The sequence below is a fragment of the Pseudomonas sp. SJZ131 genome, from assembly GCF_007828705.1.
GTDB classification, from domain to species: Bacteria; Pseudomonadota; Gammaproteobacteria; order Pseudomonadales; family Pseudomonadaceae; genus Aquipseudomonas; species Aquipseudomonas prosekii.
In genome coordinates, this window is record NZ_VIVC01000007.1 from 53,486 (window position 1) to 77,554 (window position 24,069).

Below are 24,069 nucleotides of genomic sequence, written 5' to 3' on the forward strand. Positions count from 1 at the left end.
TTGTTCCTTGTGCAGTGCTTACTGCGCTCGTCGACACCCGGAAACCGGGTCAACGGACGCGAAATTCTGGAGGGGCGTAAACAACATCGACCAGCAGAGCTGGCCGATGCTTGAAGCGGTCAGCCGGACTTAGCCAGCGACCGGGGAACGCCAGTCATCGGAACCCGAAGTACCGGATACTTCGTGGGTCCAGGTGATTTTGCGGTAGGTGAAATGCACGTCTTCCAGGTGGGTGAAGTGCGAGTTCGCCGGGTCTTGGCAGTTGTGCATGTAGTCCTTGATGTCAACGATGATCGCGTCTTCAAGTTTGGTGGTGTAGTAGTGCTCTTGGGTGCCTTGAGCGGAGGTGCGGTACCACTTGATTTCGATAGTGGTCATGCGCTCGCCCGAAGTCAGGGCAGCCAGCAACAGTGGGGAAGCCTTGTCGAACACTTTAGTGATGACAACTGGCTTGTGAACGCGCTGACCAGTAGGTTGGCCGGACTGCGGGTCACGCGGGATGATCACTTCGTGCTGGAAACCCTGAACCATGACCTGGTCTTCGTGACCTTCCTGGTAGGTGTTGCCAACCGAGTCGGCAGTGAAAGCGCCGGCAGTGATCAGGCCTTGTTTTTCGCCAGTGACGGACATGTACGCTGGTGTAGCCATGGAGGTGCTCCTTGCTGAAAATTTAGGGTGCCCGGGAGGCGATATCGCCCGGTGGGTGCCTGACTGTTATCAAGGAGCGTGCCAGCTTTTGTGAAGTGCCTGTCAAACGGGGACTTCGTGGCAGAGGTGCAGGATTTTGATCGTTTTTGATTAGCGGTCAGGCGCAAAGTGCGCAAGAAGTTGCGCAATTGCGCGAAGCACTGCGCAACTTCTTGCAGCACTTAGCTGCAGGCCATGATTGGCTTGGCCTGCAGAGCATCTGACCGCTGAAATATTACGACCTACTGCGCAACTTCTTGCGCACAGCGGCCAAATGATGGCATTTGACAGTTGAAGAAATAAATCTCCTGATCTCCCAATCGGCATCCAAATAGTTGCCTGTCAAGAAGGGCAGCTATTGGCCGTCATTGCCTATCAACTCAAGGGTTCTGTTCGGGCAGTTGCGGATGGTGGGCAGTGTTACGAGGTCGGCTCCCTTTTCATTTTCGAGTCCCTTGTAAGATCGTGCTTCCTCTGCTAAAAATATGACCGCTTGCTAGCCGATCTTGAGATCAGCTGACACGGTAGAATGCTGGTCTACTGAAATAAACAGCCACTAACCCTCGCTTTACCCCATCGCAAAGCACCCATCGGCTCAGTCCCATGGGGGCGGTTCCTCTTAATGAGAGCCGCTTCATAGATCCATCCAAGCTGACCCCATGATCGCGACATCTCAATCAAGCAAGATGAGATGTAAACAAATACGCGTGAATGATCCGATTTGTTAACAAAAAACTGACCAGAAGTGCTGATTTTTCAGCAAATCACTATGTTTTTTAAGGATAAATCGCAATGCTTACTGTTTTAAGGTAGGCATAACCATTTTGATCTGCAACTCTGTTCAGACCCGCAAGACAAAAAAAAGCGAAGCCATCTGGCTTCGCTTTTTTTATGGGCGCTATTCAGCTTTATGAAGCGGTCACATTGTCCCGTGCCGAGTGCAATTTCTTGTAGCTGTCGATCAGCCGCAGATGCCGGTCAAGTCCTTCGAGTTTCATGCTGGTCGGCGTCAAGCCGTGGAAACGCACGCTACCGTCCACCGAGCCGATGGCGGCATCGGTGCGCTCGTTGCCGAACATCCGGCGGAAGTTGGCTTCGTAGTCTTCCAGCTCCAGGTCTTCGTCCAGTTTCATTTCCAGCACCACGTTGACCGCCTGGTAGAACAAGCCGCGCTCAACCGTGTTGTCGTTGTACTGCAGGAACATTTCCACCGCTTCCTTCGCTTCTTCATATCGCTGCAGGGCGAGGTAGATCAGCAGTTTCAATTCCAGAATGGTCAACTGACCCCACGCCGTGTTGTCGTCGAATTCGATGCCAATCAGCGAAGTGATGTCGGTGTAATCGTCCAGTTCACTTTCGACCAGGCGCTCGACCAGCGATTGCAATTCTTCTTCGTCGAGACGATGCAAGTTGAGAATGTCGGCGCGGAAGAACAACGCCTTGTTGGTGTTATCCCAGATCAGATCGTCGGCGGGATAGATTTCCGAATAGTCCGGCACGAGGATGCGGCAGGCCTTGGCGCCGATGTGCTCGTAAACCGCCATGTACACTTCTTTGCCCATGTCTTTGAGGATGCCGAACAAGGTTGCGGCTTCTTCGGCATTCGAGTTTTCACCTTGGCCGGAGAAATCCCACTCGACGAATTCGTAATCCGACTTGGAACTGAAGAAGCGCCACGAGACCACGCCGCTCGAGTCGATGAAGTGCTCGACAAAGTTGTTGGGCTCGGTCACCGCGTGGCCTTCAAAGGTCGGCTGCGGCAAGTCGTTAAGGCCTTCGAAACTGCGGCCCTGGAGCAGTTCGGTGAGGCTGCGTTCCAGCGCCACTTCCAGGCTCGGGTGCGCGCCGAACGAGGCGAACACGCCGCCGGTGCGCGGGTTCATCAGCGTCACGCACATCACCGGGAATTCGCCGCCCAGCGACGCATCCTTGACCAGTACCGGGAAGCCTTGTGCTTCCAGTGCTTCAATCCCGGCAAGAATCCCTGGGTATTTGGCCAGCACCTCGGCCGGGACGTCCGGCAGGGCAAATTCGCCTTCGATGATTTCGCGTTTGACCGCGCGCTCGAAAATCTCCGACAGGCATTGCACCTGAGCTTCTTCCAGGGTGTTGCCGGCGCTCATGCCATTGCTGAGGAACAGGTTTTCGATCAGGTTGGACGGGAAATACACCACTTCGCCGTCCGACTGGCGCACAAACGGCAGCGAGCAGATGCCGCGTTCTTCATTGCCCGAGTTGGTATCGATCAGGTGCGAACCACGCAGTTCGCCGTCGCGGTTGTAAATCTTCAGGCAGTACGCGTCGAGAATTTCCGTTGGCAGTGCGTCTTTACGGCCGGGCTTGAACCAGCGTTCATCCGGGTAATGCACGAACGGCGCATTGGCGATGTCTTCGCCCCAGAACTGATCGTTATAGAAGAAGTTGCAGTTCAGGCGCTCGATAAACTCGCCCAGCGCCGAGGCCAGCGCGCCTTCCTTGGTCGCGCCTTTGCCGTTGGTGAAACACATCGGCGAGTGCGCGTCGCGGATGTGCAGCGACCAGACGTTGGGCACGATATTGCGCCACGAGGCGATTTCGATCTTCATCCCCAGGTCCGCCAGAATCGCCGACATGTTGGCGATGGTCTGCTCCAGCGGCAGGTCCTTGCCAGCAATGAAAGTGCTCGCCGCTGAACTGGACGCCGGCATCAACAACGCTTGGGCATCGGCGTCGAGGTTGTCGACTTCTTCGATGACAAACTCAGGCCCGGCTTGCACCACTTTCTTTACGGTGCAGCGATCGATCGAACGCAGGATGCCTTGGCGATCCTTGTCGGAAATGTCCGCAGGCAACTCGACCTGAATCTTGAAAATCTGGTTGTAGCGGTTTTCCGGGTCAACGATGTTGTTCTGCGACAGGCGAATGTTGTCGGTGGGGATGCTGCGAGTGTCGCAGTACAGCTTGACGAAATACGCCGCGCACAGCGCCGATGAAGCCAGGAAATAATCGAACGGGCCCGGCGCCGAGCCATCGCCCTTGTAGCGGATTGGTTGATCGGCCACCACCGTGAAGTCATCGAACTTTGCTTCAAGTCGAAGGTTGTCGAGAAAGTTGACCTTGATTTCCATGGGGGATTACCAGAATAACGGGATAGACGAAATGGCCGTCATTATCCGGCTTTTCAATCGTATGTCTTGTCGTTGTCTGGTTCTGAGCCTGAATGAAAGCCGTTTCGTGCAAAAGCCCGATGCACGGCACCGGGCTTTGTTTGTTCAACGCTGCACCCGCTCAGCGCTTGCCGGCGAGGAATTCGTCAGCAGAAACCACACTCGCGTAAGCAAAACCCAGCGCCGCCATGAACGCCGCGTGAACATGCGCGGCTGGCACGCTGACGCCGTTGAATTCCAAGTCACGGGTGGCGCAGGCGTCGTGGATGACCGTGACCGTGTAGCCAAAATCGGCGGCGGCGCGGGTGATGCCGTCGATGCACATGTGGCTCATGCTGCCGACCACCACCAGGTTCTTGATGCCTTGCTCATCGAGAATGGCTTTGAGCTCGGTTTCGCGAAACGAGTTGACGAAGTGTTTGAGCACCACCGGCTCGTCGGCGCGATTCGTCACTTTGGGATGCAGCTTGGCGCCTTCGGAATTCGGCGTGAAGAACGGTGCATCGTCGGAGGTGAATTCGTGGCGGATGTGGATGACCGGATCACCGGCCTTGCGGAAGGCGTCGAGCAGCCGAACCGCGTTGTCCGCTGCCGCCTCCGCCCCGACCAGGGGCCATTTGCCCTGGGGGAAGTAGTCGTTCTGGATATCGACTACGATGAGCGCTTGCTTGGCCATGGTGGTGTCCTTGAGTTGGGGTTGGTGTGGCGTGAAGTATTGGCGCTGGTCGACGTTTCGGGGATTGGCCGCACCGACAATTGAAGGGGGAAAACTGACAATGGCGGTAGAAAGGGCAGTCGCCGAACTCGGTGTGTTGATCTATCCCGGCGCGCAAATGGCCGCGGTGCATGGTTTGACCGACCTGTTCGGCGTGGCCAACCGGATTGCCGCCGAACATCAAACGGCGCAATTGCCGTTGCTGCGGGTCAGTCACTGGCAGGTCGACAATGCTCAGGCGCCCGCACGCTGCTACGACAGCCACCCCGGCGCGGATCGCGCGTTGGTTGCGGTGCTGATCCCGCCGTCGATTGGCGGATTTACCGAAGGCCAGTCGCCGTCGGGGCTGATCCGCTGGCTGCGTCAGCAACATGCGCAAGGCGCGACGCTGGGCGGGGTTTGCGTCGGTTCGATTCTGCTGGCCGAAAGTGGTTTGCTAGACGGCCGCAGCGCGACCACGCATTGGACTTCGGCAAAATCCTTTGCCGAACGCTACCCGGCGATCAAGCTGTTGGCGGATACGCCGATCGTCGATGACGGCGACCTGATCACCACGGCGGGGTTGATGGCGTGGTCCGAGCTGGGTTTGCGCATGGTCGATCGCTTGCTCGGCCCGAGCATCGCCGCCAGCACTGCGCGGTTTCTGGTGATCGAGCACAGCGACAGCGCCAGCCAGTGCGGCAGCAACTTTGCGCCGATCCTCAGCCATGGCGATGCGTCGATTCTCAAGGTCCAGCACTGGCTGCAAAGCACCGGCGCTACCGATGTGTCGCTGAACGCGATGGCCGAGCGCGCCGGCCTGGAAGAACGCACATTGCTGCGGCGTTTTCGCGCGGCGACCGGGCTCAAACCGACCGAGTATTGCCAGCATCTGCGGGTTGGCAAGGCGCGGGAAATGCTTGAGTTCACCAACGGCACCATCGACCACATTGCCTGGACGGTGGGCTATGCCGACGCCAGCGCATTTCGCGCCACGTTCAAGAAAATCACCGGGCTGGCGCCAAGTGATTACCGCACGCGCTTCGGCGTGACGCCGCCTCGCCATTGATGGCGTTCGCGATGGTGGTTGTCCAGTCGATGAATATGCCAACTGACCGACCGCTATCGCGAGCAAGCTCAGCTCCCACAGGGGATATTTGCTGGATGCACCGTTGGCGTCCGACCGTAATTAATGTAGGAGCGAGGCTTGCCCGCGAAGAGGCCGGCACATCCAACATCAACGTCTATTGACCCGCCGCTTTCGCGGGCAAGCCTCGCTCCTACAGGTACGCGTTGCCTCATCCGCCCTGCGAGCAGCCGGTTTCGTGCAAAGTGCTAGAGTCATGAAACACGTCGTGCAGAATAAAACAGGCGCAACGCCATTACGGTTTTGGCAAATGCCTGATCTGCAAGTCATTTGTTTTCCATGGACGATTGGCCTGATCCCTGCACTTCAGGCTAAAACCATCAGCGCAATTTGAAGGGGGATGCATGACCCCAACAGGCCGCAAGAAACTGGTCGTCGCCCACTCCGTGCGGCCCGCAGCGCCGCTGCACGAAGTTGAAACCAATCGCGCACTGGCCCGGTGGCTGGCGCAGATTCTCGGTTTCAAATTTGGCGGCAGTTACGACGCCGAGCAGCACAGTGGCCGAGAACTTTACGTGCTGCCGACTCAAACTCTGGTCGGCGTCGCAGCCGCTCGGCAACTGGGCGTCAAAGGTCCGGAAGATCTGTGGGGCGGCTATGTCGACCACGACTTTATCTGCACCAAAGCCATCAGCCACGGCTTGCTCGGCCCTTACGCACAAGCGCCGGAAGGCTGGTCAACGCTGTTTTCCGAACGCGTCAGCAAAGTCGTGCTCGACGGTTTCAGCGTGTTTTCCATCGACGATGCGCGCGAGGCGGCGGAGCGCTTGCTGGAAAACGGGCCGATTCGCCTCAAGCCGATCCACGCCTGCGCCGGGCGCGGTCAGGAACTGATCAAAAGTCCCAACCAGTTCGGCGCCATCCTCGCGCGCCCCGACGCCGCACAACTGTTCGCGGAAGGCGTGGTGCTGGAGCAACATCTGGAAAACGTCGTGACCCACAGCGTCGGCCAGGCGTTTATCGGCGACCACGTCTTGAGCTACTGCGGTGATCAATATTTGACCGAAGACAGCCACGGCGAGGAAGTCTACGGCGGTTCGAACCTGTTGGTGGTGCGCGGTTATTACGAGGACTTGCTCGAACTCGATCTGCCCGACGAAGTACGTCTGGCAATCCAGCAAGCGCAGGTTTTCGACAGCGCCGCCGACGAAGCCTATCCGGGTTTCTACGCGTCGCGGCGCAACTACGACATCGCCCAAGGGCTCGACAGCAACGGCCAGCAACGCAGCGGCGTGCTCGAACAGTCGTGGCGCATGGGCGGCGCCAGCAGCGCCGAAGTGGCAGCGTTGCAGAGCTTCGTCAACGACCCGGCGATGCGCGCGATTCGCGTGTCGTCGGTGGAAACCTACACCGAACAAGCGCTGCCGGCGGACGCCATCGAGGTGTATCGCGGGCCGGCGGAAAACGGTGATTTTCTTCTCAAGTACGTAACGGTCAAATCTTATGACGGCTAGAAGCGAAACCATTGAAATCGACATCGACGGCGAGCAGATGACCGGGCATTTCCTCAGCCCCAAATCGAAAGTCCCGGGCGTGCTGTTTGTGCACGGCTGGGGCGGCAGTCAGGAACGCGATCTGGAACGCGCCAAAGGCATCGCCGGTCTGGGTTGTGTCTGCCTGACCTTCGACCTGCGCGGGCACACGGGCGGCAAGGGGATTTCGTTGTCGCAGGTCACCCGTGAAGACAACCTGCGCGACCTGCTGGCGGCGTACGACCGCCTGCTCGCGCACCCGGCGCTCGACACCTCGGCGATTGCCGTGGTCGGCACCAGTTATGGCGGTTACCTGGCAGCGATTCTGACCTCGTTGCGCCCGGTGCGCTGGTTGGCGCTGCGCGTACCGGCGCTGTACCGCGACGAACAGTGGCACACGCCAAAACGCCAGTTGGACAAGGTCGATCTGCTTGATTACCGCAGCACGCTGGTGCACTCGGCAAACAACCGCGCGCTGCATGCCTGCTCGGAATTCACTGGCGATGTGTTGCTGGTGGAATCGGAAACTGACGATCACGTGCCGCACGCAACGATCATGAGTTACCGCGCGGCGTGCCAGAAAACCCACTCGCTGACGCACCGGATCATCGATGGCGCCGACCATTCGCTGAGTGATCCGGTTTCGCAGCAGGCCTACACCTCGATCCTGGTGGACTGGATTACCGAAATGGTCGTGGGCGAGCGGTTGAGCATTATTCAGTCGAGCTGAATCTGCGGTGCTTCGGCGATTCGCGGGCAAGCCTCGCTCCTACAGGTTTTGCGCAATCCCTGTAGGAGCGAGGCTTGCCCGCGAAGACGTCAGAGGCCCAGCACCTTATTCAGCCGGTTTCTTCTTGATCCGCAACGACTTGGCTTTAGCCTCGACCGCCAGATACATCACCAGCGCAATCAGCAACGGCAAGATGAAATAAATCGCCCGATACGCCAGCAAACCCGCGACCAGGCTGCCGCGCGAGGTCTCGTGTTGCAGCAGCGCGACAAACACCGCTTCCAACACCCCAAGCCCCGCCGGAATGTGCGTGATGACCCCGGCAATCGCGCTGATCAACAGCACGCCGAGCACCAGCGGATAGTCGAGTTTGCTCGGCAATAAAGTGAAAATCACCGCCGCCATCAGCGACCAGTTCAAGGCGCCGAGCGCCAGTTGCAGCACGGCCATGCGCAGCGATGGCAGGTCGATTTCGACGCCGCGTATCGACCACTCGCGGCGCTTGGCAAACCGGCACGCCAACAGGTAACCGGTGCTCACCAGCAGCAACACGACGCCGACAATTTGCAAGGCATCGCTGCTCAACTTCCAGCCCGGCGGCATGCGCACCAGTCCGCTGGCGAACACCGCTCCGGAAATCGTCATGTAGCCAAACCAGTTGGTCGCCAGGCTCAACCCGAGGATTTTCGCGATGTTGCCCTTGCTCACGCCAAGTCGCGAATACAAGCGATAACGCATGGCAATGCCGCCGACCCACGCACTCAAATTGAGGTTGAACGCGTAGCTGATGATGCCCACCGGGAGGATCTGCTTCCATGTCAGGTCCTGGCGAATATAGGTGCGGCCGATCAGGTCAAACGAGGCGTACACCAGAAAACTCACCAAGGTGATGCCCGAGGCAATGATCAGCGTGCGCACCTTGAAATCGGCCAAGGTGTCGAACACTTCGTTCCATTCCAGCCGTTGCGCGAGCATGGTCAACAAGACGATCAACGCGAGGAAAAACAGCATGGTCAGCGGTTTTTTCCAGCGGCTCCAACGCGACTTTTCAGGGCTTTCGGCATGCGCTGCCGGGGCGTCAGACTGGCTCATGGGTGATCGCTCCCGGTTTTATGAATGAAAGGTTTGAGTCGCGGTTTGTGCGCCGGCAGCCAACCGGCCCACGCCGGGAAATGCCGCAGGAAGTGGAACACCAGAAAACCCACGGTCATGTGCCAGACCCGTCCGCGCGGGGCTTTCTCCGGGGACATGGCTTTGCAATGGTGATTGCTCAGTTCTTCGAGACGCTCGAACAGGTCGCGGTTGAACTCACGGTCACGGATCAGCACGTTGGCTTCCAGATTCATCGACAGGCTCAACGGGTCGAGATTGCTCGAACCGACAGTGCTCCAGTCCTCGTCGACCAACGCGACTTTGCCGTGCAGCGGGCGGTCGCAATATTCGTAGATCTGCACGCCAGCCTTGAGCAGATAGTCATAGGTCATGCGCGCGGCGAGTTTCGCCACCAGCATGTCCGGTTGACCTTGCAGAATCAGCCGCACATCGACGCCACGGCGCGCGCAATTGCGGATCTCGCGCAGCAGCCGATAGCCGGGGAAAAAGTAGGCATTGGCGATGATCACGCGGCGCTGGGCGCTGCGCAGCACCTGGCGATAAACCTCTTCGATGTCGGTGCGATGGTCGCCGTTGTCGCGATAGACCAGCCGCACCTGGCCGTCATGTTCGCTGAACGCCAGTTCCGAACGCCGCTGCCGGCGCCGCTGCCACCAGTATTTGGCGCGCGCCGGACGACCGGCTTGCAGCAGCGCGAAGTGATGAATGTCCGCGACGGCCGGGCCCTGGATTTCCACCGAGTAATCCTGTTTCGCCTCGGGGCCGAAGTCGGCCAGATGGTCGCCGGAAAAATTGATCCCGCCGATAAACGCGATGGTGCCGTCGACCACCACGATCTTGCGGTGCAAGCGCCGGAACCAGTTGGTGCGAAAACCCAGATGCTTCGGCGCCGGGTCGAACATTTGGATGCGCACGCCGGCCTCGCTCAACGCCGTGAGGTAACCGGTGCTCAGCTCGCCACAACCAAAACCGTCGAGGCTGGCGGTGACGCGCACGCCGCGTTGGGCGGCTTCGATCAGCACTTGTTGCAGCTCGTGGCCGACTTTGTCCTCGAAAACGATAAAGGTTTCCAGGAGGATTTCAGTCTTGGCTTCGCGCATCGCCTCGAACACCCGAGGGAAATACGCCTCGCCGTTCTCGAGCATTTTCACCAGGTTATTGCCCTGCCAGCCGTAATCAACGTCCACCACGCCGGGCTCGCGCACGGTTGGCGGGGTAGCGATTGGTGCAGTGGCTGTTGTTGCAGTGGATAAGGGCTCCACGCTGGTTTTTTCCATCGATGGACTGCTCATAACTCGATCTCCACCGAAAGCGGTGCGTGGTCGGAAAGGTGTGACCAGGGCCGTGCCGCCAATACTTGCGGACGGCTGGCCTTGAGGTTGCGTACGTAAATTCTGTCCAGGCGTAACAGCGGTAAACGCGCGGGAAAACTGCGCGCCGGTTTGCCATGATGCTCGGCGAACACTTCGCGCAAACCGCAGGGTTTGAGCAAAGCATCAGCGCGCTGGCGCCAGTCATTGAAGTCGCCGGCGATAATCACCGGGGCATCGCTGGGCAGCTCTTTCAAGCGTTCGGCCAACAGCCGTAATTGCTCGGTGCGGTGGGCTTCGTGCAACCCGAGATGCACGCAAATCGCGTGCACTTCCAGGCCATCGCCCGGCAGGCGCAGCACGCAATGCAAGATGCCGCGGTTTTCGTGGCCGCTGATCGAGACGTCGAGGTTGTCGTGACGAATGATCTGGAATTTCGACAGCAACGCGTTGCCATGATCGCCGTCCGGGTACACCGCATTGCGCCCGTAGGCGAACTGCGGCCACAAGGTGTCGGCGAGGAATTCGTATTGCGGCATCGTCGGCCAGTTGCTGTAGCGCTGCGGATGTTGCTCGTGAGTGCCGTGCACTTCCTGCAAAAACACCACGTCGGCCGATACGCTGCGCACTGCGTCACGCAATTCCGGGAGGATGAAACGCCGGTTGAGCGCGGTGAAGCCTTTGTGGGTATTGACGGTCAGCACGGTAAAGCGGCGCACAGCGGTGAGCACTGTTTGCTGCTCATCGGTGCTGCCGAGCGGTTCGGTAATGCTCATGCCAGGACTCCTTCGGCAACGGGTTCGCCGGGGCGGGTGGCAAGTGTCTGATCGAGGTCGAAGCGTTCCAGCAGGCTGCGCGCGTCGAAAGGCGCGCGGACTTTGATGTCGTTGTCGAAATAGCAGAACACTTCGCGAGACTTGCGCGCCTTGGGTTTTTGCTTGGGCGCAATCAGCTGCGGGTCGCCGGGTTGGCTGCCGTGGTTCCACGCCTCGATGCGGTCGCCCCAGCGTTTCAGCGCTTGTGGCGTGTAGCCGCTGGCGTAGAGCTCTTCGGCGCCGTGCAGGCGCAGGTAAACGAAATCGCTGGTGACGTCTTCGCGATACGGCCATTTGCCGCCGGTGTCGGCGATTACCAGTGCAACGTTATGGCGCTTGAGCAGGCGCACGAAGGCTGGATCGACGAAGCTTTCGTGACGGATTTCCACGGCGTGGCGCAATGCACGTTTGCCGTGGGCCTTGAGGCTGGCGGGGCCGTGCAAGTGTGAATCGTGTTGGCGGGCGAGGGCGGCGGCCTGGGCAGTGGTGTGGGGCAATTGTTCGAGGAAATGTTCAAACAGCTCGGCGTCGAATTTGAAACTCGGCGGGAACTGCCAGAGGATTGGGCCGAGTTTTTCCTTGAGTTCCAGCACGCCGGAGGCAAAGAAATTCGCCATGGGAATGTGCACGTCGCGCAGACGCTTGATGTGGGTGATGAAGCGCGGCGCCTTGACGCTGAAAACGAAGCCCGGCGGGGTTTCGTTGTACCACTGCACATAGCGCTCGGGCCGTTGCAGGGCGTAGAACGATCCATTGATTTCGATGCTGTTGACGGCCCGTGAAGCGAATTGCAGTTCGCGCTTCTGGGTCAACCCCTTCGGGTAGAAGCCCCCGCGCCACGGTGTGTAGCGCCAGCCTGAAATACCAATATGAATCGCCGCCATGTGTGCTCCCGTCGAGTGCCCTCCGTCTTTTGCTGACTGCCGGGCAAACCAGAAGTTTCGACGGGGCTACGGACGGTCAGCGACAACCCGCATCGCCTTGCAGGAGCAAGACTTGCCCGCGAAAGCGTCAAATGTAGGAGCGAGGCTTGCCCGCGAAGGCGTCGGCACATTCAGCATTTATGCGACTGACCCACCGCCATCGCGAGCAAGCTCGGCTCCCACATTTGCTCAGGGTTGAATCAGATAGCAATGAATCACCCCGGCCCCTGTGGGAGCCGAGCTTGCTCGCGATGGCGGCGGGTCAGGCTCCGCGATGCTGGGTGTGCCGACGCCTTCGCGGGCAAGCCTCGCTCCTACAGGGGTTGGCGGTGATTGATTTTTATCCGATTCAACCTTGGACAAATGTAGGAGTGAGCCTGCTCGCGATGGCGGTGGGTGAGGCACCGCGATGCTGGGTGTGCCGACGCCTTCGCGGGCAAGCCTCGCTCCTACGGGGGAATCTGTGGGGGTTATATCCGGGCGCAAACCGAACTTGCCGGGCATTTGCCGATCAGTTCCTTACAGACCCTTTTCGAGGAGTTCGGTGTTTTGTTCAAGTTCAAGACTGCGATTTTATTGGGGGCGTTGCTGATTCTGGGCAGCAACGCGTTGCAAGCCGCCGCGTTGCCGGGTGTGCCCGCCGCGACAGAAGAGGCCGAAAAACCTGAGCCGCTGGTGCAGGGTGGATTGCTCGGCGCCATCAGTTCGAGCATCGATGACGTGCAGGACAAACTCGATCTCAACGAAAGTCTGGTCGATGCCTGGCGCCTGCGCGCCGATCGCGCTGCCGATGAAGTCGACAAACTGGTCAACCAGCATTCGGCGCGTTCCGGCTGGAGCGTGGCTGGCGATTTCATGATGTTGTCCGGTGTCTGGCTCGGCACGTTTGCCTTGCTCACCGTACTCGGCGGGCTCGCGGCCAGCCGCTTGAGCCAGGGTAAATGGCTGCGCACCCGACAACGCAGCCAGGATCTGCTCAGCTACTTGATGCCGTACACCTTGCCGGCCATCGCCTGCCTGCCGCTGACGCTGTACGTCAGCCACTTTCTCCCAGCTTCAGTAGGCCGCGCGCTGGCGCTGTGTTTTGCCTACGCGACCAGCAGCGGCATCTTTTCGACGTCGATATTGTTGTGCGTCATCGTCATGTTCAACACCGGCCACAAACGCCCGGCGGTACGAATCATCCGCGACTATTGCCCGAAACCGCTGTTCCTGATCGGCTTCCTCGCCGCGCTCAGCGACGCCTTGACCAGTCCACAAATCGCCCGGCAACTGGGCGGCAACATCACCAGCAGCGTCGCGGTGTTCACCGGGCTGTTCGCCTCGATCATCTTCGGGTTGCTGGTGATTCGCCTGCGCCGCCCGGTCGCGCACCTGATCCGCAACCGCCCGTTGAGCCAACGCCTGAAACAGCCGTCATTGCAGGAATCGCTGCGAATCTTTTCCGGGCTCTGGTATTGGCCGATCCTGCTGATGGTGATGGTCTCGGCGATCAACCTGATCGGCGTCGGCGAAGACAACCAGAAAGCCCTGCGCTGCGCGTTGTTCACCACCATTTTGCTGATTGCCACGGTGTTCCTCAGCACGATTTTCCAGCACCTGTTCAAGTCGCGAAAAGCCGAACGGCTGCAGCGCAGCAGTGCCTATAAGGAACGTTTTCTCAGTTTGCTGCACGCCTTGCTGCGCATCGTCATGGCCGTGGCGTTTATCGAGATTCTCGGGCGCATCTGGGGCGTGTCGCTGTTTGAATTCGCCGAGCAGAATTCGATTGGCCGGGCGATCAGCAATTCGCTGAGCAGCATCGGTTTGATCCTGTTGGTGACGTGGCTGTTCTGGGTGGTGCTCGACACCGCGATCCAGGAAGCGCTGAAACCGCCGGTCAACAAACGCTCGGCGCGTCAGCCGAGTACGCGGGTCAAAACCATCCTGCCGCTGCTGCGCAACGCGATCAAAATCATCCTCGTGGTGATTTGCGCGATCACCACCATGGCCAATCTGGGGATCAACGTCGCGCCGCTGCTGGCCGGTGCCGGGGTGGTGGGTCTGGCGATCGGTTTCGGTTCGCAGCAGTTGGTTCAGGACGTGATCACTGGCCTGTTCATCATCATCGAAGACACGCTGTCGATTGGCGATTGGGTGGTGCTTGATTCCGGCCACGCCGGCACCGTGGAAGGGCTGACCATTCGCACCCTGCGCCTGCGCGACGGCAAGGGTTTTGTGCATTCGGTGCCGTTCGGCCAGATCAAGGCTGTAACCAACCAATCGCGGCAGTTTGCCTATGCGTTTTTCTCGGTGCAGTTCACGTATGACACTGACGTCGACAAGGCCATCGAGCTGATCCGCGAGGCTGGTGATTCGATCCGCGACGACACGTTCCTCAAGTACAACCTGCAAGGGCCGCTTGATGTGTTTGGCGTCGACAAGATGGACCTGAATGGCGTGGTGCTGACGGCGCAATTCCGGACGGTGTCGGGTGGCCAATATGCGGTGAGCCGCGCGTTTAACCAGCGGCTGAAAAAGCTTGTGGATAACTGCCCGACGGTGTTCTTTGCGCAGACTTATCCACAGCAGGTGTTCATTCCGCATCGGCCGACTGGCGAACAGGTCGAGCCGGCCACGGAAAACTCCCCGGTGCTGCTGCCAGAGCAACCGCGCCCGCAATGAGTTGCGTTGACGCTGCCGGCCTCATCGCGAGCAAGCTCGCTCCCACATTGACTCGATGGCGATCACGAAACCTGTGGGAGCGAGCTTGCTCGCGATAGGGCCAGCCCCGCCAACATCAGTGTCGGGTGAGTTTGCGGTGTATTTCCTCGGAGGCCAGCAAGTCCAGTTCCAGCCAATTGATTTGCTTGCCGGCAATCACCGCCGCCGCTGGCAAGCCGTCGCGGTACACCAGCCGATTGCTCGCCAGCGCCGGGACTTTTGCGCCGGGCAATAACGTGCCGGCGAGGTTCAGCGGATCGACCCCGCACACCGCGACCAAACTACCGTCATGCGGACGGCGGCGCACTTCGCGCAGCAGCGGAATGGCTTCCGGCAGCGCAAATTGTTCGCCGGCCAAACCACTGACAAAACGCCCGCCACGAATCTCGCCGCGCGCCTCCAGTCGATGAAAAGTACGCAGCAACTCCCGCCAACTCGGCAGCCAATCCGCTTCTCGCTCGAGCAAACGCCAGAACACCACGCCATAGCGGCGCAGCAATGTCATGGCGATGTGTTCCAGCGTCTCGTTCGGCGTCGGCGCCGGGCGCTTGTTCTCGACGATCGGCGCCGGCGCGCCACGGCGCAGCAAGGCCCAGCGCCCGGCGTCGTCCATGCCGCCGACAAACGCGCCGCGCCCGCGACGACTGCTGCGCTGCTGGCGTTTGCTCGCCGGAGTAATCAGTGCGCGCAGGCCGGCAAAACTGTCGGCGTTCACCAGCCCGGCGCCGACCAGTTCCTGCAAGGCGATTTCCAGTTCCGCGCGCAACAAGTGCGCTTCGTGAATCAACTCGTCGAAAAACAACGCGCCATGTTGGCTCAGCGCCTCGAAGACTTTCCGGGTTTTCGGCGACAGTTCGCTGACCGGCGTCTGGTCAGTCAAACCACTCCACAAGCCGACCTGACTGCGCGGCAACAACAGAATCGGCGTGCTGCGCAATGCCGTGCTCGTGCTTTTGTTGCGCGTGGTCAGGCGCGTCCACACCAGTTTGCCGCTGCGGCACAAGTCATCCAGCCAACTCGCGGAATAGTCCTTGAGCCGCGCCGGCAGAATGTCGCTGTCCCACGCCGAAGCGGCAGCGGGGTAGCCTTCAAATTGGCTGATGATCGACGGCAACACCGCGCTGCCCTGGCCCTGCGTGGTGCTCGACAGATGCTGCCAGTCGAACAGAAACCGCATGAAATCCTGCAACGCCACCGGCTCGATTTCCCGGCGCAGACGCTTGACCGTGTAGCGATGAATGCGCGCGAGCAAATGCCGCTCGCACCATTCGTCTTGCTCGGCGCCGGGGGTGAAATTCCCGCGCAGCACATAGCCTTCACTTTCCAGGCGCGCGAGGGCCTGGCTGACGTCGTTGCTCGCCAGCCCCAACGGTTCGGCAATCGCCGGCAGCGGCAGCGGACCGAAGGCACTGAGGCGCGCGCGGATCACTTCCAACAACGCTTCATCGGCCTCCCACACTTCATCAAAACCGTGCAGCGCTTGCAGCGGCGGCGACAGTTTTGCCTGTGGATAAACCGCCTGCAGCAGCGTCAGGCGTTCCAGCGCCAGCCAAACGGATTGTTCCTGATTGATCTGCAAACGGCTGGCGCGGCCACTCGCGGCCAAGGCATCGAGCCATTCGCGCCACTGTGGATTGACCTGCGCTTCGGCCTCGGTGATGCACGCGAGGCTCATCAACGCCTCGTGCATTTCATCGACGCGGGTCGGCGCCGGCCAGGCCTCGTCGCGCACCGCTTGAATCGCTTCGCCATCGAGTGCGCCGAGGTCATCGGTGGACTGCGGATCGGTCCAGCGCCGGTTGAGCACCGCTTGCGTGCGGCGTTCTTCCAGCGGCGCGTCGTCGAGAAAAGTGTAGGGTCGCGCGCTGAGAATTTCGGCGGCGAGCGGTGAGGGCGCCGGCAAGTCGCGGCTGATCAAGCGCACTTCGCCGCGCTCCATGCGCCGCAGCAACGTCAGCCAACCTTCGGCGTCCATCGCTTCGTGCAGGCAATCGTCGAGGGTTTGCTCGACCAGCGGATGCTCCGGCACTTCGCGCTCGCCGGCGAGGTTTTCCACGCAGGCGATCTGATCGGGGAACACATTGGCGATCAGGTCTTCGCTTTTCATTCGCTGGATCTGCGGCGCGACTTTGCGCCCGCCGGTGTAACGCGGCAATGCCAGCGCGACCCCGGCATTCCAGCGCCAGCGCACGCCAAACAGCGGCGCTTCGAGCACCGCTTGAATCAGCAAATGTTCGGCGCTGCTGCTGTGCAAATAACGCCAGACGTCATCCAGTTCAAAACTGTGCGCGGTGGACAGCGACAAGACAATCGCGTCCTCGCTGGCGGCGGCCTGCAATTCGAAGTTGAACGTGCGGCAGAAGCGCTTGCGCAACGCCAGGCCCCAGGCGCGGTTGATGCGGCTGCCGAACGGTGTGTGGATGATCAGTTGGGTGCCGCCGGACTCGTCGAAAAAACGCTCCATCAGCAGCGTGTCCTGCGACGGCAGGGCGCCGAGTGTCAGGCGCGCGCGGGCGAGGTAATCGACCAGTTGTTCGGCGCTGGCGAGGTTGAGGCCGAGGGTTTCGGTCAGCCAGTCGAGCGCCGGTTGCAGGTTGCCCGGCGTGGCGCCGAGCAGTTCATCGAGTTGCGCTTGCAGGCGCGCGACCGCGAACGACAGTTCGGCGCTGCGCCCCGGCGCCTCGCCGAGCCAGAACGGAATGGTCGGCGGCTGCCCTTGCGCGTCCTCGACCCGGACCTTGCCGGCATCGAGGCGCAGGATTCGATACGAGGTATTGCCCAACTGGAAGATATCGCCGGCAATGCTTTCCACCGCGAAGTCTTCGTTGACGCTGCCGATGTTCAGCCCTTGCGGTTCGAGCAGCACGCTGTAATCGGCGTTATCCGGGATCGTCCCACCGCTGGTGACGGCGGTCAGTTTGGCGCCACGGCGCCCGCGCAAGGTGCGGGTCACGGCGTCGCGATGCAGGTAAGCGCTGCGCATGCCTTGGCGCCCGTTGTAGCCTTCGGCGAGCATGTGCAGCAGGGACTGATAGTGTTTTTCGTCGAGGCTGGCGTATGGCGACGCTTGACGGAACAGCGCCAGCAGCGCGTCTTCGTGCCATTCCTGGCAACTGACTTCGGCGATGATTTGCTGGGCGAGCACATCCAGCGGCGCTTCGGGGATCAATAAGGTGTCGAGTTCGCCACGGCGCACGCAATCGAGCAGCGCGGTGCATTCGATCAAGTCGTCGCGGGTGGTGGCGAACAAACGGCCCTTGGGCGTGCCGCCGACCTGGTGCCCCGAGCGGCCGACCCGTTGCAGAAATCCTGCAATCGAGCGCGGCGAGGAGATCTGGCACACGAGGTCGACGTCGCCGATGTCGATGCCCAATTCCAGCGATGCTGTTGCGATCAGCACTTGCAGCTCGCCGCGCTTGAGCCGTTGCTCGGCGTCGAGGCGAAACTCCTTGGCCAGGCTGCCGTGGTGCGCGGCGACCGCGTCTTTGCCGAGACGGTCGCTCAAATGTCGGCTCAAGCGCTCGGCGAGGCGTCGGGTGTTGACGAAAATCAGCGTGGTGCGGTGTTCGCGGGCGAGGGCGGCGAGGCGGTCGTAGACCAGTTGCCAGACGTCGTTGGCCATCACTGCGGTCAGCGGCACTGGCGGCACTTCGATGCCCAGATCCCGTGGCCGCGCGTGACCGATGTCGATGATGTCGCAGTCGCGGTCGCGGCCGACGAGGAAGCGTGAGACGGCTTCGATGGGTTTCTGCGTGGCCGACAAACCGATGCGCATCAGCGTTTGCGGGCAGAGCGCCTGCAAGCGTTCCAGGCTCAACGCCAGATGGCTGCCGCGTTTGCTGGCGGCGATGGCGTGGATTTCATCGACGATCACCGTGCGCGTGTTGCCGAGCATTGTTCGCCCGGAGTCGGAGCCGAGCAGCACGTAGAGCGATTCCGGGGTGGTGACGAGAATGTGCGGCGGCTTGCGGCGCATCGCCGAGCGATCTTTTTGCGGCGTGTCGCCGGTGCGCACGGCGGTGCTGATCTGCAGTTCGGGCAGGCCCATGCGCCGCAATTGTTCGGTGATCCCGGCCAGCGGGTTTTGCAGGTTGATCTGGATGTCGTTGGACAACGCCTTGAGCGGCGAAACGTAGACCACCAGGGTTTCGTCGGGCAATTGCCCGCCGTGTTCCAGGCCTCGGTGGACCAGATCATCCAGCACGGCGAGGAACGCGGTGAGGGTTTTGCCGGAGCCGGTGGGCGCGGCGATCAACACGCTGCGGTGCTGGCGAATCAACGGCCACGCCTGCGCCTGGGCGGCGGTGACCGTCGGGAAGGTGTTGCGGAACCAGGCACTGACAGCCGGATGAAAGCCGGCCAGCGCAGTGTCGGCGGGGATGGGCAGGTTCATGGGCTAATTTATGCGGGCGGGGTGGGGAAGTTGCAAGTACCGCTTGGGATCTGTGTCGATCTCCAAGGCCTCATCGCGAGCAAGCCTCGCTCCCACAGTTGATCGCATTCCCCTTGTCGGAGCGAGGCTTGCCCGCGAAGAGGCCAGAACAGGCAGCGCAGATCCAAGCTATCTACACTTTACGGATGACGGTTGCGCACTAAACCCGCAAAATGCAACGATTCCGGCATCTATCGACGACAACGCCTGTGTGCGCTGTCGATAAAGCCATTGATTCAATCAGACTGGGCCTGCTGACTTTATGCGAATGCGCCTTATGTTACTGGGCGGCGGAAATGCCCTTGGGCAGGCGCTGATTCGCCTCGGTGCGGAGGAAGACATCGGTTTCCTCGCCCCCCGCCCACCCCAAGACGGCTGGGACGCCGCAAGCCTCACGCAACTGCTCGACGACACGCGCCCGGACGCGCTGATCAACCTCGCCTATTACTTCGACTGGTTTCAGGCAGAGACGGTCAGCGAACAGCGTCTCGCCAGCCAGGAACGCGCCATCGAACGCCTGGCCGAATTATGCCAGCACCACAACATCGTCCTGCTGCAACCGTCGAGCTATCGCGTGTTCGATGGCTCGCGCGCCACCGCCTACAGCGAAAAAGACGAACCGGTGCCGCTGGGTCTGCGCGGGCAAGCCTTGTGGCGAATCGAACAAAGCGTGCGCGCCACGTGCCCGCAACATGTGTTGTTGCGTTTCGGCTGGCTGCTCGATGACAGCGCCGATGGCACGCTCGGGCGTTTCCTCGCACGCGCCGAAACCCCGGAAGAATTGCTTCTGGCCGACGACCGTCGGGGCAATCCGACGCCGGTCGACGACGCGGCGCGGGTGATCATTTCGGTGCTCAAGCAACTCGATTGTGCGGCGCCGCTGTGGGGCACCTATCATTACGCCGGACATGAGGCGACCACGCCGCTGGCATTGGGTCAGGCGATCATCACCGAAGCACGCAACCTGCACGCACTGGCCATCGAAGCGCCGACCGCCCAGGCACACGCCGCACGGCCCGACGCCGCCGAAGAGCCGCAACACGCGGTGCTCGCCTGCAAGAAAATTCTGCACACCTTCGGGATCAAGCCACGCGCCTGGCGCGCGGCACTCCCGGGCTTACTGGATAGGTTCTATCGCCATGGCTGACGGCCCTGTTTTCATCACCGGCGGCGCCGGTTTCATCGGCTCGCACCTGACCGACGCCTTGCTCGCCAAAGGCCATTTGGTGCGCATCCTCGATGACTTGTCGACCGGCAAACGCAGCAACCTGCCGATGGACAATCCCAAGGTCGAGCTGATTGTCGGCGACGTTGCCGATGCCGCGCTGGTTGCGCGTTCGATGCTCGGTTGCAGCGCCGTCGCGCATCTGGCAGCGGTGGCGTCGGTGCAGGCCTCGGTGGACGACCCGGTGAAAACCCACCAGAGCAATTTCATCGGCACGCTGAATGTCTGCGAGGCGATGCGCCAGGCCGGAGTCAAACGCGTGTTGTTCGCTTCCAGCGCGGCGGTGTATGGCAACAATGGCGAAGGCGAATCGATCGACGAAGAAACCGCCAAGGCACCGCTGACGCCCTACGCGTCGGACAAACTGGCGGGCGAGTATTACTTGGATTTCTACCGTCGCCAGCATGGACTGGAGCCGGTGGTGTTCCGCTTCTTCAACATCTTCGGCCCGCGCCAGGATCCGTCCTCGCCGTACTCCGGAGTGATCAGCATTTTCAGCGAACGCGCGCAGAAAGGCCTGCCGATCACCGTGTTTGGTGACGGCGAGCAGACCCGCGATTTTGTCTATGTTGAAGATCTGGTGGATTTGCTGGTGCAGGCAATCGAGCAGCCGCAGGTTGAAGTGGGCGCGGTGAATGTCGGCTGGAACCAGGCGACTACGCTCAAGCAAATGCTCGAAGCGCTGGCGCAGGTGGTCGGTGAATTGCCTCCGATAACCTACGGCCCGGCGCGCTCCGGCGACATCCGCCATTCGCGCGCCAACAACCGGCGCCTGCTCGAGCGGTTTACCTACCCTGAGCAAACGCCCATGAACGTCGGCCTCGCCCGGTTGCTGGGTCGCTGAGTTTTTCTCAGTCATGAAAAAGGCGCCTTTCGGGGCGCCTTTTTTATTGCTCGGACATCACCGTTATGGCAAGTGATGAACGTGTGGGTTCGTTGCATTCCTGAATCACGTGTTTAGAACTTGTAACCCAGCCCGACCATGTAGATGAACGGGTCGACATCGACATTGACCTTGGCCCGGGTGCCCGGTGCCACGGCGTTGTTTTCGACGGTGGCCTGGGTGTCGATGTCGATGTAGCGCACTTGGGCGTTGAGCATGATGTTGTCGGTGATCATGTAATCCGCGCCGACCTGGAACGCCATGCCCCAGGAGTTTTTTGCCTTGAAGTTGCTGAAACCGTTGGCTTCAGCCTGGCTGCCGACGTGCTCGTCATAGATCCAGGTGTAGTTGATGCCAGCGCCGACATACGGCTGGAACGCCGATTTGCCGTCCAGTGGGTAGTAGACAACGCTGAGGGTCGGCGGCAGGTGTTTCAGGGTGCCGAGTTTGCCGTTGGCGGCGCCGAGTGCGGTGCCTTTGATTTTCACGTCATGCTCGAACGGCGAGGCGGCGAGCAGCTCGATCCCCCAGTGGCTGTCGATCATGTAAGCGAAGTTCAAACCCAGCTGCGTGTCGCTGCTCATGGTCGCCTTGCCACCCAGATCGGCACCCGACAACGGCCCCTGATCGACCTTGACGCTGGAGCTGTCGGCTTTCGGGTTGACGGTGATTGCACCGGCCCGAACGATAATGTCGCCAGCATCGTGGGCGTGGGCGAGCGGGGCTGCGAGCGCGAGAGCAAACAGCGAAGCGCTGAGCAAGGACTTGTTCATGGGGGCTCCAAAGGACGTTAAAAATGTTTGATGTCCAATGGTACGGAGCGCTCTGATCCGGTCTTTTGACTCAGCTCAATGAAACAGTGATCGGGCCTGTTTTAGTGGAACCTTTGATGGCCTCTTCGCGGGCAAGCCTCGCTCCTACAGGTGAACGCATTCCCTTGTAGGAGCGAGGCTTGCCCGCGAAGGCGTCTTCACAAACAGCACAGAACTGCGGATTCACTCCTGCAGCTCATACACATAAATCTTGTCCGCCTCCATCTGATACCCGGCATCCGCCAACTCGCTGCTCGACGCTTTCACCTGCAACGCGCCTTCGATCCAGTACGGCTGATACAGCTCATCGAGCTTCACGCCGACTTCGCTTTTCACATGCACAATCTGGTTCGACGGCGGTGGCGGCACGTGGATGCAGGCACCGAAATACGGCACCAGCAAAAACTCGGTGGTGCGCCCGTCCTCGCCCACTTCCAGCGGCACGATGTAACCCGGCAGGCGAATATTCTGGCCGTCGAGGCCCTTCACCACCGGCGCATTCGGCAAATCCTGCTTGGCGGCGGGCGCCGATTCCAGCGTGCTGCTCATCTGCGACAAGTCATGCAGCGGGGTCATGTTCGGCACTTCCGGTGGCGCGTCCGGCGGGATCATTTCCGACCAGGTCAAATCCTTCGGCTCGGCCGCCCACAGCGGCAGGGCGACCAGCAACAACAGCGCGAGTAGAGCGCGGGGCATGTTCAACGTCCTCATCTAAAGTCGGATCGACAGGCCATCGGCCAACGATTGGCGATACGCGCGCCAGGCCGGCACGCTGCCCATCAGCAGCGCAGCGAGCAGGATGCCACCCAGCAGCGTCCATTCATATTCGCTCGGCCACGCCAGCGGCAGATACAAACCGTAATTGGCTTGCACGTAACCTTGCGCGGCGGCGATGCCGACGTACAGCAACGCAACGCCGGCAATCACCCCGGACAGCGCCAGGGCAAAGGCTTCCAGCACCAGCAACGTTGCGATGTGCCACGGTCGCGCGCCCACCGAACGCAGGATCGCCATCTCGCGACGACGCTCATTGAGGCTGGTGAGAATCGCCGTGAGCATGCCGATCAACCCGGTCAACACCACAAACAACGAGACCACGAACAAGGCTTTTTCCGCCGTGCTCATCAAACTCCACAGCTCTTGCAACGCCACGCCCGGCAGGATCGCCAACATCGGTTCGCCACGGAATTCGTTGATCTCGCGTTGCAGCGCGAAGGTCGAAATCTTGCTGTTGAGCCCGAGCATGAACGCAGTAATCGCTTGCGGCGTGAGGTCCATGTTGCGCGCCTGATCGGCGCTGATCCGGCCCTTGCCCTGCGCGGGCACACCGTTGTGCCAGTCGACGTGAATCGCTTCCATGCCGCCGAGGCTGATGTGCAACGTGCGGTCCACCGGGGTGCCGGTGCGCTTGAGAATGCCGACCACGGTGAACGGTTTGTCATCGTGCTTGACCAGGCTGATCACCGCCACGCCGTGGGCCAGCACCAGTTTGTCGCCGAGTTTGTAATGCAGCGCATCGGCGACTTCGGCGCCGAGCACCACTTCAAACGGATCGCTGGCAAACGCGCGGCCATCGGCGATCGCCAAGTGTTGTTGACGGCCGTACTGGTAATGCTCGAAGTAGGCCTCGGTGGTGCCCATCACTCGATATCCGCGATGTGAATCGCCGAGCGACATCGGGATCGCCCACTTCACTTTGGGGTTGTTGGCGAAGTGTTCGAAGCTGTCCCAGCGAATGTTGTTGGTGGCGTTGCCGATGCGGAACACCGAGTACAGCAACAGATTCACTGAACCGGAACGGGCGCCGACGATCAGGTCGGTGCCGCTGATGGTGCTGGCAAAACTGGCTTTGGCCTCGGTGCGCACGCGCTCCACGGCCAGCAACAGGCACACCGACAACGCGATGGCGAACGCGGTGAGAATCGCGGTAAAGCGGCGGTTAGCCAGGCTGGCCAGCGCTAGACGAAACAAATACAT

At 60.7% G+C, this 24,069-nt stretch carries 18 protein-coding genes; 7 read left to right on the forward strand and 11 right to left on the reverse strand.

The features are described 5' to 3' along the window. Positions 1–129 precede the first annotated feature (129 nt). The 3 genes from FBY12_RS25650 to FBY12_RS25660 all read right to left on the reverse strand — a co-directional run bounded on the left by FBY12_RS25650 (position 130) and on the right by FBY12_RS25660 (position 4,509). Positions 130–648: an Hcp family type VI secretion system effector gene (locus tag FBY12_RS25650; RefSeq protein WP_095131286.1), complete on the reverse strand. Its 519-nt coding sequence runs from the start codon at positions 646–648 to the stop codon at positions 130–132. Positions 649–1,595: 947 nt separating this feature from the next. Next, a complete protein-coding gene (locus tag FBY12_RS25655) occupies positions 1,596–3,794 on the reverse strand; it encodes an OsmC domain/YcaO domain-containing protein (protein ID WP_145257048.1) in 2,199 nt (732 codons plus the stop codon). 160 nt (positions 3,795–3,954) lie between these two features. After that, complete coding sequence (locus tag FBY12_RS25660; protein WP_145257051.1) at positions 3,955–4,509, reverse strand: cysteine hydrolase family protein; 555 nt, start codon at positions 4,507–4,509, stop codon at positions 3,955–3,957. Positions 4,510–4,609: 100 nt separating this feature from the next. On the opposite strand from FBY12_RS25660, the gene FBY12_RS25665 reads away from it, so the two are divergent. From FBY12_RS25665 to FBY12_RS25675, 4 genes are all read left to right on the forward strand, one after another. After that, positions 4,610–5,596 (forward strand): GlxA family transcriptional regulator, encoded by a 987-nt coding sequence (locus FBY12_RS25665; RefSeq protein WP_145257054.1) that lies wholly within the window; start codon positions 4,610–4,612, stop codon positions 5,594–5,596. Between the two features lie 274 nt (positions 5,597–5,870). Then, entirely contained in the window at positions 5,871–6,008 is a 138-nt protein-coding gene (locus FBY12_RS27725) for a hypothetical protein (RefSeq protein ID WP_178111813.1), read from the forward strand. 10 nt (positions 6,009–6,018) lie between these two features. Then, positions 6,019–7,128 carry a DUF3182 family protein gene (locus FBY12_RS25670; RefSeq protein WP_145257057.1) on the forward strand — a complete coding sequence of 370 codons (1,110 nt, stop codon included), beginning with the start codon at positions 6,019–6,021 and terminating at the stop codon, positions 7,126–7,128. Beyond that, positions 7,118–7,876 (forward strand): S9 family peptidase, encoded by a 759-nt coding sequence (locus FBY12_RS25675; RefSeq protein WP_121732703.1) that lies wholly within the window; start codon positions 7,118–7,120, stop codon positions 7,874–7,876. The genes FBY12_RS25670 and FBY12_RS25675 overlap by 11 nt, the downstream gene beginning before the upstream one ends. Positions 7,877–7,981: 105 nt before the next feature. Here the strand turns inward: FBY12_RS25675 and FBY12_RS25680 are convergent, their stop codons facing one another. The 4 genes from FBY12_RS25680 to FBY12_RS25695 are packed head-to-tail and all read right to left on the reverse strand — an operon-like array spanning position 7,982 to position 11,998. Next, a complete protein-coding gene (locus FBY12_RS25680; RefSeq protein WP_145257060.1) occupies positions 7,982–8,968 on the reverse strand; it encodes a lysylphosphatidylglycerol synthase domain-containing protein in 987 nt (328 codons plus the stop codon). Next, entirely contained in the window at positions 8,965–10,281 is a 1,317-nt protein-coding gene (clsB, locus tag FBY12_RS25685) for a cardiolipin synthase ClsB (RefSeq protein WP_145257063.1), read from the reverse strand. The genes FBY12_RS25680 and clsB overlap by 4 nt, the downstream gene beginning before the upstream one ends. After that, the gene (locus FBY12_RS25690; protein WP_121732701.1) at positions 10,278–11,075 is read right to left on the reverse strand and encodes an endonuclease/exonuclease/phosphatase family protein; all 798 of its coding nucleotides are present in this window, start codon (positions 11,073–11,075) and stop codon (positions 10,278–10,280) included. Before FBY12_RS25690 ends, clsB begins: the two co-directional genes overlap by 4 nt. Then, positions 11,072–11,998 carry a DUF72 domain-containing protein gene (locus FBY12_RS25695; protein ID WP_092277452.1) on the reverse strand — a complete coding sequence of 309 codons (927 nt, stop codon included), beginning with the start codon at positions 11,996–11,998 and terminating at the stop codon, positions 11,072–11,074. Before FBY12_RS25695 ends, FBY12_RS25690 begins: the two co-directional genes overlap by 4 nt. A 588-nt stretch (positions 11,999–12,586) precedes the next feature. Between FBY12_RS25695 and FBY12_RS25700 the strand changes: the two genes are divergently transcribed. Continuing rightward, positions 12,587–14,701, forward strand: a complete 2,115-nt coding sequence (locus FBY12_RS25700; RefSeq protein WP_145257066.1) for a mechanosensitive ion channel family protein — start codon at positions 12,587–12,589, stop codon at positions 14,699–14,701. 115 nt (positions 14,702–14,816) lie between these two features. Here FBY12_RS25700 and FBY12_RS25705 read toward each other — a convergent pair whose 3' ends face one another. Further along, a complete protein-coding gene (locus tag FBY12_RS25705) occupies positions 14,817–19,133 on the reverse strand; it encodes a DEAD/DEAH box helicase (protein WP_145257068.1) in 4,317 nt (1,438 codons plus the stop codon). A gap of 301 nt (positions 19,134–19,434) precedes the next feature. On the opposite strand from FBY12_RS25705, the gene FBY12_RS25710 reads away from it, so the two are divergent. Together FBY12_RS25710 and FBY12_RS25715 are read left to right on the forward strand one after the other, a co-directional pair. Next, positions 19,435–20,319: a sugar nucleotide-binding protein gene (locus FBY12_RS25710; RefSeq protein WP_121732697.1), complete on the forward strand. Its 885-nt coding sequence runs from the start codon at positions 19,435–19,437 to the stop codon at positions 20,317–20,319. After that, on the forward strand, positions 20,312–21,241 hold the full coding sequence (locus FBY12_RS25715) for an NAD-dependent epimerase/dehydratase family protein (protein ID WP_145257072.1): 930 nt from the start codon (positions 20,312–20,314) through the stop codon (positions 21,239–21,241). The genes FBY12_RS25710 and FBY12_RS25715 overlap by 8 nt, the downstream gene beginning before the upstream one ends. A gap of 113 nt (positions 21,242–21,354) precedes the next feature. On the opposite strand, the gene FBY12_RS25720 is transcribed toward FBY12_RS25715, so the two are convergent. The 3 genes from FBY12_RS25720 to FBY12_RS25730 all read right to left on the reverse strand — a co-directional run bounded on the left by FBY12_RS25720 (position 21,355) and on the right by FBY12_RS25730 (position 24,069). Continuing rightward, a complete protein-coding gene (locus FBY12_RS25720) occupies positions 21,355–22,053 on the reverse strand; it encodes an OmpW family protein (RefSeq protein ID WP_121732693.1) in 699 nt (232 codons plus the stop codon). 222 nt (positions 22,054–22,275) lie between these two features. After that, positions 22,276–22,788, reverse strand: a complete 513-nt coding sequence (locus FBY12_RS25725; protein ID WP_121732692.1) for a DUF3299 domain-containing protein — start codon at positions 22,786–22,788, stop codon at positions 22,276–22,278. Between the two features lie 15 nt (positions 22,789–22,803). Then, entirely contained in the window at positions 22,804–24,069 is a 1,266-nt protein-coding gene (locus tag FBY12_RS25730; RefSeq protein WP_121732691.1) for an ABC transporter permease, read from the reverse strand.

Bases quoted from the DNA above. Each gene is read 5' to 3' on its own strand.
- FBY12_RS25660 (WP_145257051.1), bottom strand. From the start codon at position 4,509: ATGGCCAAGCAAGCGCTCATCGTAGTCGATATCCAGAACGACTACTTC.
- FBY12_RS25730 (WP_121732691.1), bottom strand. From the start codon at position 24,069: ATGTATTTGTTTCGTCTAGCGCTGGCCAGCCTGGCTAACCGCCGCTTT.
- FBY12_RS25690 (WP_121732701.1), bottom strand. From the start codon at position 11,075: ATGAGCATTACCGAACCGCTCGGCAGCACCGATGAGCAGCAAACAGTG.
- FBY12_RS27725 (WP_178111813.1), top strand. From the start codon at position 5,871: ATGAAACACGTCGTGCAGAATAAAACAGGCGCAACGCCATTACGGTTT.
- FBY12_RS25710 (WP_121732697.1), top strand. From the start codon at position 19,435: ATGCGAATGCGCCTTATGTTACTGGGCGGCGGAAATGCCCTTGGGCAG.
- FBY12_RS25680 (WP_145257060.1), bottom strand. From the start codon at position 8,968: ATGAGCCAGTCTGACGCCCCGGCAGCGCATGCCGAAAGCCCTGAAAAG.
- FBY12_RS25665 (WP_145257054.1), top strand. From the start codon at position 4,610: ATGGCGGTAGAAAGGGCAGTCGCCGAACTCGGTGTGTTGATCTATCCC.
- clsB (WP_145257063.1), bottom strand. From the start codon at position 10,281: ATGAGCAGTCCATCGATGGAAAAAACCAGCGTGGAGCCCTTATCCACT.
- FBY12_RS25695 (WP_092277452.1), bottom strand. From the start codon at position 11,998: ATGGCGGCGATTCATATTGGTATTTCAGGCTGGCGCTACACACCGTGG.
- FBY12_RS25655 (WP_145257048.1), bottom strand. From the start codon at position 3,794: ATGGAAATCAAGGTCAACTTTCTCGACAACCTTCGACTTGAAGCAAAG.
- FBY12_RS25675 (WP_121732703.1), top strand. From the start codon at position 7,118: ATGACGGCTAGAAGCGAAACCATTGAAATCGACATCGACGGCGAGCAG.
- FBY12_RS25715 (WP_145257072.1), top strand. From the start codon at position 20,312: ATGGCTGACGGCCCTGTTTTCATCACCGGCGGCGCCGGTTTCATCGGC.
- FBY12_RS25720 (WP_121732693.1), bottom strand. From the start codon at position 22,053: ATGAACAAGTCCTTGCTCAGCGCTTCGCTGTTTGCTCTCGCGCTCGCA.
- FBY12_RS25705 (WP_145257068.1), bottom strand. From the start codon at position 19,133: ATGAACCTGCCCATCCCCGCCGACACTGCGCTGGCCGGCTTTCATCCG.
- FBY12_RS25650 (WP_095131286.1), bottom strand. From the start codon at position 648: ATGGCTACACCAGCGTACATGTCCGTCACTGGCGAAAAACAAGGCCTG.
- FBY12_RS25725 (WP_121732692.1), bottom strand. From the start codon at position 22,788: ATGCCCCGCGCTCTACTCGCGCTGTTGTTGCTGGTCGCCCTGCCGCTG.
- FBY12_RS25670 (WP_145257057.1), top strand. From the start codon at position 6,019: ATGACCCCAACAGGCCGCAAGAAACTGGTCGTCGCCCACTCCGTGCGG.